A 13,331-nucleotide genomic window follows, 5' to 3' on the forward strand; every position below is an offset into this window, starting at 1 on the left:
CTCAGCCCTCGAAGGCGGCCTGCGCCTCGTGGACGATCTCCATGTAGTTCGCGGCGCCGTTGTCGTCGCACTCGGTGACGAAGGCGTCCCACTCGGCGAGGTCCCGCTGGCCGGTGGCGAACTTGAGGGTGCTCTGGTCCACGAAGTCCGTCAGCGGCGTGATGACGAGGGTGGCGTCCTCCTGCTGGATCTCGTCGAAGGGGTACGGGGGCATCGGCTCGGCGGGCTCGTGGGTGGCGGCCATCTCCTCCTGCCAGGCGATCTCCTCGTCGTTCATGGTCGAGCGCAGCAGATCGGTGGTGCCGCCGTAGGCGTAGTTGCCGCCGGAGAAGCCGTAGTCCTTGCGCAGGTCCTTCGTCCCCTCGGGGTTGATGCCGAGGAAGGTGACATCGGCCGCGGGGACGCGCTTGTCGCCCTCGCGCTCGAAGGTGACGCCCTCGACGCCCCACTTGGCGAACTCCTGGCCGGCGTCGGAGTACCACAGCCAGTCGATGAACTGCAGCATCGCCAGGAAGTGCTCGTCCTCGGCCATCTGCGCGGTGAACATGACACCGTTCTCGAGGCGGGAGCCGGCCATGATCTGCCCGCGCGGCCCGCCCGGCAGCAGCATCTTCTTCACGACCGCCTGCTCGCCGACGTTCTCGGCCAGGCCCGTGCGGTAGTCGATGACGGTCTGCGAGTTGGTGGAGAGGGAGAAGGACTTCCCGGTCACGAACTTCTGGACGGCCGGGTCGTCCTCCTGGGTGAAGCTCTCGGGGTCGATGAGCTTCTCGGCGATGCCGGTGGAGAACCACTCGGTCATCGCCCGGTACTCCTCCTGCTGCGGGCCGAAGACGAGGGTCTCGCTGCCCGGCTCCTCCCGCACGACCCCGTCCCCGAGGCCCCAGCCGGCGCCCACGCCGTGGCTGGCCGCGACCAGCCCGAGCAGGCAGTCGCCCGAGAAGCGGTCCGAGAGCGGCCACATGTCGGGCTTGGCCTCCCGGACCTTGCGGTACACGTCCAGCAGCTCGTCCCAGGTGGTGGGCTCGGCCAGGCCCAGCTCCTCGAGCACGTCCACGCGGTAGGCGAGGGTGTAGTCGGGCCAGACCTCCTCGTGCAGGCCCGGCAGCACGTAGTACTTGCCGTCGGCCTGGCGGAGGCCGTCGATCTCCTCCTCCAGCTGCCACGTCGAGACCTTGTCCTGGTAGTGGGGCATGTGCTCGACGTAGTCGCTGATGGGGAGGATCGCGCCGGAGGTGACGAAGGCGTCCTCCTGGCCCGGGTAGGTCTTGGGGATGACGTAGGGGGCATCGCCCGCGCTGACCAGCAGGGAGCGCTTCTGCTCGTAGTCCGACATCGGCACGACGGTCGGCTTCAGGGTGACGTTGGTGAGCTTGGTCAGCTCCGTCCAGAACAGCCAGTCCGCGCGGTAGGGGTAGGCCGCGTTGTCGTTGAAGAGGATCGGCAGGTCGAACGGCTCGGTCGCGGTGAACTGGCTGCCGACGGTGTAGTCGTCCATCGCCCCGGTGCTGAGCTCGGAGGTGTCGACCGGCTCGCCGCCGCCGCCGGCGCCGCCGGAGGAGCATGCGGCGAGGGAGAGGGTGAGCCCCGCGGTCGCGGAGGACGCGGCGAGGAATGAGCGCCTGGAGAACATGGTGGTGCCTTTCGTCGGTGAAAAACAGGTGGGATCGGACGGGATGCGCTGCGGAGGCGAGGGGCCGCGCCGGAGGGACGGTCCCCGGGCGGGTCACTGCTTGACGGAGCCGAGCATGACGCCGGAGACGAAGTACCGCTGGATGAACGGGTACACGCAGAGGATCGGCAGGACGGTGAGGACCATCGTCACCGCCTTGATGTTGGAGGAGACGTTGTTCTGGGCGTCCGCGGAGGCGGCGGCGACGTCGGAGGTCTGGCTGGTGCCGGCGATCATGTTCCGCAGATACATCGTGACCGGGAACAGCTCCTTGTCGGAGAGGTAGATGAACGCCTGGAACCAGGAGTTCCAGTGGGAGACCGCGTAGAACAGGAGCATCGTCGCCAGGATCGCCTTGGACAGCGGGATGACGATGCGCAGCAGGATCCCGTAGGTGGTCAGGCCGTCGATCGCGGCCGCCTCCTCGAGCTCGAGGGGGAGGTTCTCGAAGAACGCCTTCATCACCAGCAGGTTGAAGATGCTCACGGCATTGGGGATGACGATCGCCCAGATGCTGTTGTCCATGTTCAGCGAGTTGATGAGGATGTAGTTCGGGATCAGGCCGCCGTTGAAGAACATGGTGAACACGGCGATGCCGATGAACAGCCCGCGCCCGCGCAGCCGCATCCGGGAGATGGCGTAGGCGTACATGGTGGTGAGCACCAGCGAGATCGCGGTGGCGACGACGGTGTAGACCACGGTGTTCTTGTAGTTGACCCAGAACAGCCGGTCCGACATCACGACCTCGTAGGTCTCGGTGGTGAAGCCGATCGGGAACAGGGTGACCCGGCCCGCCATGATCGCGGCCTCGCTCGAGAGGGACTGGGCGATGATGTTCAGGAAGGGGTACATCGTCAGGAAGACGACGCCGAGCAGGAAGATCGTGTTGAGGACCGTGAAGGTCCGGTAGCTGCGGGACTCTCTCATCGTCCTCTCCTCACCACAGGCTCGAGCCGACGACGCGGCGGGACAGGGCGTTGGCACCGAGCACGAGCACGAGGCCGATGATCGCCTCGAACAGGCCGATGGCCGTGGCATAGCTGAAGTTGTTGGACACCAGGCCGACGCGGAACAGGTAGGTCGCGATGACATCGGCCGTGTCGTAGGTCAGGGGGTTGTACAGCAGCAGGATCTTCTCGAAGCCCACCGAGAGGAACGTGCCGATGTTCAGGATCAGCAGGGTGATCATCGTCGGCGTGATGCCGGGCAGGGTGACGTGCCAGGTCTGCTGGAGGCGGTTCGCGCCGTCGATGCGGGAGGCCTCGTACAGCTGCGTGTCGACCTGGGTGAGCGCGGCGAGGTAGAGGATCGTGCCCCAGCCGACGGTCTGCCAGACCTCCGAGCTGATGTAGAGCGTGCGGAACCAGCCGGCCTGGGCGATGAAGTTGACCGGGTCCCCGCCGAGGGCCGTGATCACGGAGTTCACGGTGCCGTTGAGGGAGACCAGCTGCATCACCATGCCCACGACGATCACGATCGACATGAAGTGGGGGAGGTAGGAGACGGTCTGCACGAAGCGCTTGAACCAGGTCTTGCGGACCTCGTTGAGCAGCAGCGCCAGGATGATCGGCATCGGGAAGACGATGATCAGGCTCAGCACGCCGAGGATGGCCGTGTTCGAGAAGACCTTCCAGAACGCCGGGTCCTCGAGGAACTTCTGGACGTAGCGCAGGCCCACCCATTCGTCGCCGAACATCGACCCGCCCGCGCGGAAGCGGCGGAAGGCGATGATGTTCCCGGCCATGGGGATGTACTTGAAGATCACCAGGTACACCAGCGGGATGACGAGCAGGGAGTACAGCCGCCAGTCCTTGCGGATGTCGCGCCCGAGGGGGCGGCGGCGGGACGTCCGTCGGGGCGGGCTCGTCTGCGGCCTGGTCCCCTCGGCGACGGCCGGCAGCTCCTGCGCGGGGCTGGACGTGGTCACGGGGTCATGCACCTCCTCGTGCGTGTGAGTGGCGACCCTGGTCGGCATCGGTGCCTGAAGTTTTCGTAAAACCGGGTACGCCCGCTCACAGTAGCGGAGGGGTTTTGGAGCGTCAATCGCCGTATGGCAACAGGCGGCAACGGAGTCTGCCTGCTGCGGAAGCTCGTCGCGGAGGGCTGCGGGATCGAGAGAACCCGCAGTATGCAGCGTCTTTCCGGGGCGCATGTCGGCGGCGCGCAGGGATTCGGCCGGAGGCCCGCGGTCGCGGGCCAGCTGCGCAGATGCGCCGGCACCGGGGAAAAAGTGCACGGAAGTTTCGATCAGGTCACGACATGCCGACGCCGTGCAGCGCCCGGTCCGGGACCGGCCTCGGCCCTGTCCGGGCGCGCGGAGCCGGCGCGCGGAGGGTCGGAGCGGGCGCGCGGAGCCTCAGCGCGGGGGCGCGGCGTCCGCCGGGGCCCCGGCGAGGGTCTCGCGCCGCAGCAGGACGGGCGTCGAGGGGCGGTGGCGGATGACCCGGGACGGGTCCTCGACGAGGAGGGCGAGCGCCCGGCCCACCTGCATCCCCGTCGACCTCAGGGAATGGCCCAGCGCCGTCATCGGCGGCTCGCTGAGCTGGCAGCCCATGGAGTCCTCCCAGGAGACCAGGGAGACGTCCACGGGCACGCGCAGGCGCAGCTCCAGGGCGCGCTCGAGGGCGCCCAGGGCCATGGCGTCGTTGTCCAGGACGAGCACGGCGCGGCTCGGCGCCGGCGGGTCGGTCGCGGGCACGCCCGGCAGGCGCGCCTGCACGGCCTCGAGCGCCGCCGCCCCGGAGGCGCGCGTGTAGTCGCCGTCGATGCCGAGGTCCTCGAGCCCGTGCCGGGCCATCACCTCGCGGTAGGCGGCGCGGCGCAGGGCGGAGTGCAGCAGGTGCGGCGGCCCGCCCACGTGGACGATCCGACGGTGGCCCATCTCCAGCAGGGTGCCGAGCACCTCCCGCATGATCCCGGCGTTGTCGACGGTGACGGTGGGGACGCCGGCGCCGGGGCCGTCCTCCTGGACCACGTCTCCGATCAGCACGTACGGCAGCCCCAGGTCGTGGAGGATCCCCGGGCGCGGGTCCTGCGCGCCCAGGTCGCGCAGCACGACGGCGCGGACCGCTCCCTCGGCGGACCAGCGCCGGTGCACGGCGATCTCCTCCTCGACGGAGCCGGCGGCGTGCGTGAGCACCGTGTGCCCCGCCGCCACGACGACGTCCTCGATCCCGGCGAGCACCTGGTTCAGGAACTGCTCGCTGCGGGCGGACCAGATGTCGCCGGGGACGACGAGGCCGACGGTGCTCACGAGGTGCGGGCCTCCTCCCGGGCGCGGGCGGGCTGGGCAGGCCCGGCGGGCTGCGCGGCGCGGGAGCGGGCCAGCAGCTCGCCCACGTGCCGCAGCACGCCGGGGGCGGCGTACGCCGCCGGGTCCGCGGCGCCGCCGGGCACCCGGATGCGGATGCTCGCGCGCTCGCCGGGCAGCAGGGTGAGCAGCTGCCGCTCGGCGACGGCGTCCGGGTGGACGCGGTCGGCGATCACGCAGACGTCGCGGACGCTCGAGCGGGCCTCGAGGTCCAGGACCACGTCCTCGCCCTCGGCGCGGGCGCTCGCGATCAGGGCATCGGCCTCCAGCGCCAGGTCCTTGTCCTCCGCGAACCAGTGCACGGCGCGCGGCGCCCCGCCCGCCTCGGCCGCGGAGCCTGCCGGGCCGGCGAGCTCGACGACCAGCACCTCGCCGGCCGGGTCCTGCGCGAGGGCGAGCTCCTCGGGGACGGGCACCGCGCCCGCGCTGCGCGCCGGGACGGCGACGGGAGCCTCCGCGGCGGCGAGGACCTCCCCGGCGAGGGTCTGCCGGCGCAGCAGCAGCGTGCCGGCGAGCTCCTCGTCCCGGTCGTTGCCGAGGCTCACCCGCAGGCCCGGGCCGGCGGGGTCGCCGTCGCGCCCGGGCTGCACGCTCAGCAGCACCGGCCGGTACAGCTCGCGCATGGCGTGCCACAGCAGCTTGCGGCGGTCGTCGCCGTCGACCGCGGCCCACGAGGTCACGGGCCAGCAGTCGTTGAGCTGCCAGATGATGGTGCCGCCGCAGCGCGGCCACAGCGAGCGGTAGTGGCTGATGCCCACCAGCAGCGCGCGCGCCTGGTTCAGCGAGGTCGTGAAATGGAAGTCCGCATAGGAGGCCGGGTCCGGGTCGGGGAAGTGGGGCCGGTAGCCGGCCACGAGCTTCTCCTGGCCGCGGATGGCCTTCTGGTGGTTGAGCATCGCGGGGGAGTCCGCGCGCAGGGGCCGCTCGGTGATGGCCCGCTCCACGGTCGCCCAGGACGCCGGTCCCTGCCAGCCGAACTCGGCGGCGAAGCGCGGGGAGGTGTCGCGGTAGTGGACGTAGTTGTTGTCCTCCTCGGAGGCCCACACCACCCAGTTGTGCACGGTCCCGTGGTCGGGGTTGCGCGGGTCCTCGACCTTCGGCCGGGAGTAGGGGCTCGAGGGCGTGTAGCTGCGGGAGTGGTCCAGCTCGGCGACCAGGGACGGCAGCAGCTGCGTGAAGTAGCCGTTCCCCCAGCCGGTGCCCTCCGCGATGACCTCGCGGAAGCCCCAGTGGTAGTAGCCCTCGACGCTCTCGTTGGAGCCGTTCCAGTGCACCAGCGCGGGATGCCAGGCCAGGCGCACGATGTTCTCGCGGGCCTCCGCCTCGATCTCGGAGCGCAGCGGCTCGGCCTCGGAGTAGGCGGCGCAGGCCATCGCGAAGTCCTGCCACACCAGCAGGCCCTCCTGGTCGCAGATGTCGTAGAGGACGTCGTCCTCGTACAGCCCGCCGCCCCAGATGCGCAGCGTGTTCATCCCCGCGTCCAGCGCGTGGCCGATGCTGCGGCGGTAGGACTCCTGCGTCAGGCGGGTGGGGAAGCAGTCGTCGGGGATCCAGTTGGCGCCCTTGATGAGGATGGGGCGGTCGTTGACGACCATGGTGAAGGAGGTGCCGATCTCGTCGGTCTCCTCCACGAAGCCGGCGGTGCGGAAGCCCACCCGGTGCGCGCTCGCATCGAGCACGGTGCCGTCCGCGCGCCGCAGCGACACGGCGACGGTGTACAGGGGCTGCTCGCCGTGGCCGCGCGGCCACCAGCGGCGCACCGCCGGCACGGCCGCGGCGAGATCGACCTCGCGCTCCGCACCGGTCAGGGCGTGCTCGAGGGTCGCGACCTCCGCGCCGTCGGGGTCGGTGACCACCAGGCGCAGCGCGAGCTCCTCGGGGGCATCGGCCGCGGCCGGGGCATCCGGGGCGGCCACGGCCGGGGCGGCGGCGTCCGCGGCGCGCTCGACCTGGGCGCGGACGCGCACGGAGCCGTCCTCGCCGGTGACGTCGACCTGCGGGCGCAGGGTCGCCAGGCGCGCCCCGTTCCAGGTCTCCAGGCCGATGGGCCCGGCGATGCCGCTGGTCACGAGCACCGGCCCCCAGTCCCAGCCGAGGTTGCAGGCCATCTTGCGGATCGCGTTGTAGGGCAGCTCGTTGCCGATCTTCGGCAGCTCGCCGATGACCTGCTGGTTCTCCCGGGCGGTGCGCAGCGGGGAGGCGAAGCGGATCTCGAGGGTGTTCTCGCCCTCGCGCAGCAGGTGCTCGACGGCCCAGCGCCAGGAGCGGTGCTGGTTCTGCACGACGGCGACGGTCTCGCCGTTGAGGATCACGGTCGCGGCGGTGTCCAGGGAGCGGGCGACCAGGTCGGTGCGATCGCCGGGCAGGGCGCCCAGGGTGAAGGAGGTGCGGTAGGAGAGGTCGCATTCGCCGCTCCAGGCCAGCGCCTTCTCGTTCTCGTCGAGGTACGGGTCCTCGATGAGGCCCGCGTCCAGCAGATCCGTGAGGAAGGTGCCGGGCACGGTGGCGGGGATGTCCTGGACGGGGAACGGGGCGGGGCCGTCCAGCACCGTGAGGGTCCAGCCCTCGTGCAGGTCGAGGCGGTCGATGGCGGAGTCGGATGCTCGGCGCACCGAGGTCACGGGCGTCAGGGCGCTCGCTGGGGTCACTGGTCCTCCCGGTGGGCGAGATGGTCGGGCATGGGGACGCCGCGGCGACGGGCCTCGGCGAGGAAGCGCTGGTTGGTGCCCGGCTCGGGGGCGGCCTTCAGCAGCGTGCGGGTGAACTCGGCCTGCGGGTTCAGGATGACATCATCGGCCGCTCCGCGCTCGACGACCTCGCCCTTGTACATCACGAGGATCTCGTCGGAGAAGTGGCGGGCGGTGGCGAGGTCGTGGGTGATGTACAGCATCGCCAGCTGCTCCTCCCGCTGCAGGCGGGCCAGCAGGTTCAGCACGCCCAGGCGCACGGACACGTCCAGCATGGACACGGGCTCGTCGGCGACCAGCACCTTCGGCCCCGGGGCGAGGGCCCGGGCGATGGCCACGCGCTGGCGCTGCCCGCCGGAGAGCTCGTGGGGACGGCGCTCCAGGAAGCTCGCGGCGGGGGAGAGGTTCACCCGCTCCAGCAGCTCGGCGGCCCGGGCGTCCACCGTCTTCGCGGTGGCCTTCCCGTGCAGCAGCAGCGGCCGGCGCAGGTGGTGGCCGATCGAGTGGAACGGGTTCAGGGAGGCGAAGGGGTCCTGGAAGACCATCTGCACGTCGTCGCGGTAGGCCGTCAGGGCGGCGCCGCGACGGCCGATGGGCTTCCCGTCCAGCAGCAGCTGCCCGGAGGTCGGGTGCTCGAGCTGCATGAGCAGCTTGGCGATGGTCGACTTGCCGGAGCCGGACTGGCCCACCAGGGCGACGGTCCGGCCGGCGGTCAGCTCGAAGGAGACGTCCTTGACGGCCTGGAGCTTGGAGAAGCGCAGGCCGTTGCGCAGGGTGTACGTCTTGTGGATGTTCTGGGCGGTGAGGGTGGTCATCGGGTCTCCTCGTAGGAGTAGCCGGCCCGGATGAAGTCGCCCGCGTCGCCGGTGAGCGAGGGGAACGAGCCCAGCAGCTTGCGGGTGTAGGGATGCTTCGGCGCGAAGTAGAGCTCCTCGGCCGTCTCCAGCTCGACGATCTGCCCGGCGCGCATCACGGCGATCCGGTCGGAGATCTCCAGCAGCATCGGCAGGTCGTGGGTGATGAAGATGACCGCGAAGCCCAGCTCGTGGCGCAGGCGCAGGATCTCCTGGAGGATCTCCCGCTGCACCACGACGTCCAGCGCCGTGGTCGGCTCGTCCATGATCATCAGCTCGGGGTCCAGCGCCAGCGCCATCGCGATCATCACGCGCTGGCGCATGCCGCCGGAGAGCTCGTGGGCGAAGGCGCCGATCCGGTCGGGATCCACGCCCACCAGGTCCAGCAGCTCGCGGCTGCGGGAGAGGCGCTCGGCCTTGGACATCTCCGGCCGATGGGTGGTGAACACGTCGTCCAGCTGGGCGCGCACGCTGATCACGGGGTTCAGGGAGTTCATCGCCCCCTGGAACACCATGGCGATGCGGGACCAGTGGAAGGCGCGCAGGTCCGCGCCGTGGAGCCCCAGCACGTCCACGTCGTGGCCGTCCTGGCCGTGGAAGGTCACCGAGCCCTCGACGATCCGCGCCGGCGGCCGGTGCAGCTGGTTCAGGCCGTAGGCGAGGGTCGTCTTGCCGCAGCCGGACTCCCCGGCCAGGCCCAGCACCTCGCCGCGCCGCAGCTGGAAGCTCGCGCTGCGGACGGCCCGCACCGGCGGGTCGACCTGGTACTCGATGCTGAGGTCGGAGACGGTGAGCACCGGCTCCTGCGAGAGCGGGGAGTCGTCCCCGCGCAGGTGCTCGATGTCCACCAGCTCGCGGTTCGCGGCGGAGGCGGCGAGATCCGCGGCGCTCGGATGGTGCTGCGCGGGATCGGCCGCGGCGGCCGATGCGGGATCGGGGGTGGGGGTGCTCATGCCGCAGCCGCCTCCTTCTGGGCGTGGCGCGCCGTCCGCGCGGCGGCGGGGGCGGTGCGCAGACGGGGGTTGATGATCCCGTCGATGGAGAAGTTGATCAGGGACAGGCCGCCGCCCAGGGCCGCGATCATCGCGCCCGGCGGGACGAACCACCACCAGCCGCCCAGGGTGAGGGCCTGGCCGTTCTGGGCGTAGAAGAGCATCGATCCCCAGGTATGGGTGCCCACCACGCCGAGGCCGATGAAGCTCAGCCCCGCCTCGCCGAGGATCGCCGAGACGAGGGCGAACACGAAGCTGCTGGACATGACCGGCAGCAGGTTCGGGAGGATCTCCACGGCGATGATGCGCCAGGGGCGCTCGCCGGCGATCTTCGAGGCCTGCACGTAGTCGCGGCCGCGGATCGACAGGGTCTGGGAGCGCAGCACGCGGGCGGCCGCCGCCCACGAGGTGATCGCGAGGACCACGGCGATGAGGATCAGCCCGCGCTGCTCGACGTAGGAGCCGATGACGATCATCAGGGGCAGGCCGGGGAGGATGAGGACGACGTTGGTGAACAGGGAGAACGCCTCGTCCAGCCAGCCGCCCAGGTATCCGCCGAGGATCCCGAAGAAGGCCGAGAGGAACAGCGCCATCACGGCCACGATGATGCCGACGGTGAGCGAGCCGCGGGTGGCCCAGGCGAGCTGGGCCAGCACGTCCTGGCCGGTCTGGGTGGTGCCCAGCCAGTGCTGGGCCGAGGGCGGCTGCATGCCCATGTTGTCCACGGCGTTGGGATCGGCCACGAAGAAGGGGGCGATGAGCCCGAACAGGGTGATCAGCACGACGATGCCGCCGCCGACCATCAGCGTGGGGGTGAGGAATCGCGGCAGCCGCCGGCGCTGGGCGGACACGGCCATCGCCGCGGTGGTGGGCTTGGTGGTCATGGTCTCTCCTCCGTCTCAGCCGCGGGCCCGGGTGCGGGGGTCGATGACGCCGTACAGCAGGTCGACGACGAGGTTGGCCCCCAGCACGGCCACGGTGATGATCAGGAACAGCCCCTGCATCAGGGCGTAGTCGTTGTTGTTGACCGCCTGCAGCATCGTGTAGCCGATCCCCGGGTAGGAGAACACCGACTCCACCACGATCGACCCGGAGACGACGAAGCCGAGCGAGATCGCGAAGCCGGAGACGCTGGGCAGCACGGCGTTGCGCGCGGCGTAGGTGAGCATGATGCGGCGCGGGCTGAGGCCCTTCGCCTCCGCGGTGAGGATGTAGTCCTCGCTGAGGGTCGAGACCATCATGTTGCGCATGCCCAGCAGCCATCCGCCCAGCGAGCTGAGCACGATGGTCAGCGCGGGCAGGAAGGCGTAGTAGACCGCATTGGAGAGGAAGGGGTAGTCCAGGGCGGGGCGCACCAGGGTGACGTCGTACCCGCCGGAGATCGGGAACAGGCGGAGGTTCACCGCGAAGGCGTACACGAACAGCAGCGCCAGCCAGAAGTAGGGCACGGACTGCAGGATCGTGGTGGCGGGGATCAGGGAGTCCAGCCAGGTGCCGCGCCGCCAGCCGGCCACGGTGCCCAGCCCCACCCCGAGCAGGAAGGTGACGCAGGTGGACAGGCCCACCAGCACCAGCGTCCAGGGCAGCGCCTGGCCGATCACCTCGGTCACGGGCGCGGGGAAGTAGGTCACGGTGGTGCCGAGGTCCCCGCGCAGCAGGTTGCCGAGGTACTGGAAGTACTGCTCGATGATCGAGCCCTGGTCGTCGGCGCCGAGCATCACCTCGATCGCGTGGCGGGTGCCCGGGTCGACGGGGCCGCGTAGGGCGAGCTTGGCCAGCACGGCGTCGACGGGGCTGCCGGGCAGCGCCCGGGGGATGAAGAAGTTGAGGGTGACGGCGGCCCAGAGGGCCACGAGGTAGAAGCCGAGCTTCCGCGCGATGTGCACCGCAGGTCCTTTCTGCACGAGCGCCGGGCGGGGCCGGGCGCCCCGTCGTGCGGGGCGCCCGGCGTCCGGGGGAGCGCTGTTCTCAGGCGGGGGTGACGGTCTTGAGGACCTGGGCGTTGTCCGGGGCGGACCACGACATGGGGTAGGCGTACAGGTTCTCGGCGGTCGGCCAGCCGGTGACCTTCGAGGAGTTGTACTCCGTCAGGCTCGAGCCGATCAGCAGCGGGATGTACGGCATCGCCTCGACGATCTTCTTCTGGATGATGAAGTACTGCTGCTTCTTCACCTCCGGGTCGTCGGTCCCGGCCGCGACCTCGAGCGCCGCGTCGACGTCGGGGTCGGAGAAGCGGGAGCTGTTCTGGTACGGGTTGCCGTTCTCCCCGACGGGCACGGTCGAGTCCGTGCCGAAGAAGGTGTGGTACGGGTAGAACGGGTCCGGGGCCGGGCCCTGCCCGACGGAGTCGATGACCAGCTGGAACGTGCCCTTGGACTTCGCGTCGTTCCACTCGTTGACGGAGACCTGCTGGGGGATCAGCTCGATGCCGATCTGCGAGTACTGCTGCTTGAGGGTGTCCAGGGCGGTGACGAAGTCCGTCCAGCCCGTGGGGCAGCTGACGGTCATCGACACGCGCACGCCGTCCTTGGCGTAGATGCCGTCGCCGCCCTTGGCGTAGCCGGCGTCCTGGAGGATCTGCTCGGCCTTGGCGGGATCGGCGTTCCAGGGGGCCAGCTCGATCGACGGGTCGATGAACTCCTTGTCCCGCTCGGGCAGCGCGAAGGCGGGGGAGATGTCGGTGCCCAGGTCGAAGAACGCCAGCTTGGAGAGCTGCTCGCGGTCCATGCCGTAGTAGAGCGCCTGGCGCACGGCGACGTCCGTCTGCGGGCCCTCGCACCCCAGCTCCGGGTTCGCGGCGGCGAACAGGGCCGCCTGCGAGGTGCCGGTGTTGGTGTAGCTGAGGTCGGGGTTGTTCGCGACGTGCGTGTCCAGGTCCGGGATGGCGGTGGACATGTAGTCGATCTCGCCGGCGAGCCACTTGTCGGTGGCGGACTGGTTGCCGGACAGGGAGATCACGCGCACGCCGCCGATGGCGGGCTTGCCCTCCTCCCAGTAGGACTCGTTGGCGCCGAGCAGGTAGGACTCGGCGGTGAAGTCCGAGAGCACGAACGGCCCGGTGCCCACGGGCTCCTCGTTGGCGTCGGTGGCGAGGTCCGCCACGTCCGCGAACCGGTGCTCGGGGATGATCCAGGTGCGGCCCAGGGCGTTGGGGCCCTCGACGAAGGAGGGCGCCGGGTAGGTGATCACGACGGTGGCATCGTCGGTGGCCTCCGCCGAGGGCGCCTTGCCGGAGCCGTTCAGGGCCGGGGTGTCCTTGATGCGGTTGAAGGTGAAGGCGACGTCGTTCGCCGTGAAGGGGGTGCCGTCCGACCAGGTCACGCCGCTGCGGACGGTGACGGTCAGGGCCGTGCCGTCCTCGTTCCAGGAATAGGACTCGCCCAGCTGGGGGACGGGGTCCGCATCGATCGCGTTGAGCGGGTTGAAGTAGAACAGGGGCTCGAAGATCATCCCCTGGACCATGCTCAGCACCGAGGCCGAGTGCGGGTTGAAGTTCTTGGTGAAGCCGGCGCCGGAGCCGTTGTACGTGGTCACGATCGGCTTGTCCGAGCCGGACGCACCGCCTTCGAGGTTCGACTGGCCCGAGCAGGCGGCCAGCCCCAGCGGGGCCAGGGCGGCCAGGGACAGCTTGCCGAGGGTCCTGCGGCTGAGATGCATCGTCGCTCTCCTTCTCCACGCGGCAGTGCGTGAGATCTGTGGTGCCCGATCGGGCGGGAGGGTGGTGCGGGAACGGTGGGGACGGGAGCGGCGGGTCCGAGGGACCGGCCGCTGCCGGCGGGACTTACTTAACCAACTTTGTGAAGTAAGCGCAAGTAT

The 13,331-nt window shown here is 70.3% G+C and carries 10 protein-coding genes; all 10 read right to left on the reverse strand.

Features of this window, described 5'->3' with window-relative positions; genetic code table 11:
• Nucleotide 1 precedes the first annotated feature (1 nt).
• Nucleotides 2-1,633 carry an ABC transporter substrate-binding protein gene (locus ABD234_RS12200; protein WP_344356539.1) on the reverse strand — a complete coding sequence of 544 codons (1,632 nt, stop codon included), beginning with the start codon at nt 1,631-1,633 and terminating at the stop codon, nt 2-4.
• Nucleotides 1,634-1,726: 93 nt separating this feature from the next.
• Nucleotides 1,727-2,599: a carbohydrate ABC transporter permease gene (locus ABD234_RS12205; protein WP_038373883.1), complete on the reverse strand. Its 873-nt coding sequence runs from the start codon at nt 2,597-2,599 to the stop codon at nt 1,727-1,729.
• 10 nt (nt 2,600-2,609) lie between these two features.
• Nucleotides 2,610-3,599, reverse strand: a complete 990-nt coding sequence (locus tag ABD234_RS12210; RefSeq protein WP_425546792.1) for an ABC transporter permease — start codon at nt 3,597-3,599, stop codon at nt 2,610-2,612.
• A gap of 429 nt (nt 3,600-4,028) precedes the next feature.
• On the reverse strand, nt 4,029-4,925 hold the full coding sequence (locus tag ABD234_RS12215; protein ID WP_344356541.1) for a LacI family DNA-binding transcriptional regulator: 897 nt from the start codon (nt 4,923-4,925) through the stop codon (nt 4,029-4,031).
• Entirely contained in the window at nt 4,922-7,630 is a 2,709-nt protein-coding gene (locus ABD234_RS12220; protein ID WP_344356543.1) for a glycoside hydrolase family 2 protein, read from the reverse strand. Before ABD234_RS12220 ends, ABD234_RS12215 begins: the two co-directional genes overlap by 4 nt.
• Nucleotides 7,627-8,484 carry an ABC transporter ATP-binding protein gene (locus ABD234_RS12225; RefSeq protein ID WP_344356544.1) on the reverse strand — a complete coding sequence of 286 codons (858 nt, stop codon included), beginning with the start codon at nt 8,482-8,484 and terminating at the stop codon, nt 7,627-7,629. The genes ABD234_RS12220 and ABD234_RS12225 overlap by 4 nt, the downstream gene beginning before the upstream one ends.
• Nucleotides 8,481-9,476, reverse strand: a complete 996-nt coding sequence (locus tag ABD234_RS12230) for an ABC transporter ATP-binding protein (protein ID WP_344356546.1) — start codon at nt 9,474-9,476, stop codon at nt 8,481-8,483. Before ABD234_RS12230 ends, ABD234_RS12225 begins: the two co-directional genes overlap by 4 nt.
• Nucleotides 9,473-10,399, reverse strand: a complete 927-nt coding sequence (locus ABD234_RS12235; protein ID WP_344356548.1) for an ABC transporter permease — start codon at nt 10,397-10,399, stop codon at nt 9,473-9,475. The genes ABD234_RS12230 and ABD234_RS12235 overlap by 4 nt, the downstream gene beginning before the upstream one ends.
• Before the next feature lie 15 nt (nt 10,400-10,414).
• On the reverse strand, nt 10,415-11,401 hold the full coding sequence (locus ABD234_RS12240; protein WP_038373878.1) for an ABC transporter permease: 987 nt from the start codon (nt 11,399-11,401) through the stop codon (nt 10,415-10,417).
• A gap of 82 nt (nt 11,402-11,483) precedes the next feature.
• Nucleotides 11,484-13,172: an ABC transporter substrate-binding protein gene (locus ABD234_RS12245; protein ID WP_344356551.1), complete on the reverse strand. Its 1,689-nt coding sequence runs from the start codon at nt 13,170-13,172 to the stop codon at nt 11,484-11,486.
• Nucleotides 13,173-13,331 lie beyond the last annotated feature (159 nt).

Source organism: Brachybacterium phenoliresistens (assembly GCF_039530785.1).
GTDB classification, from domain to species: domain Bacteria; phylum Actinomycetota; class Actinomycetes; order Actinomycetales; family Dermabacteraceae; genus Brachybacterium; species Brachybacterium phenoliresistens.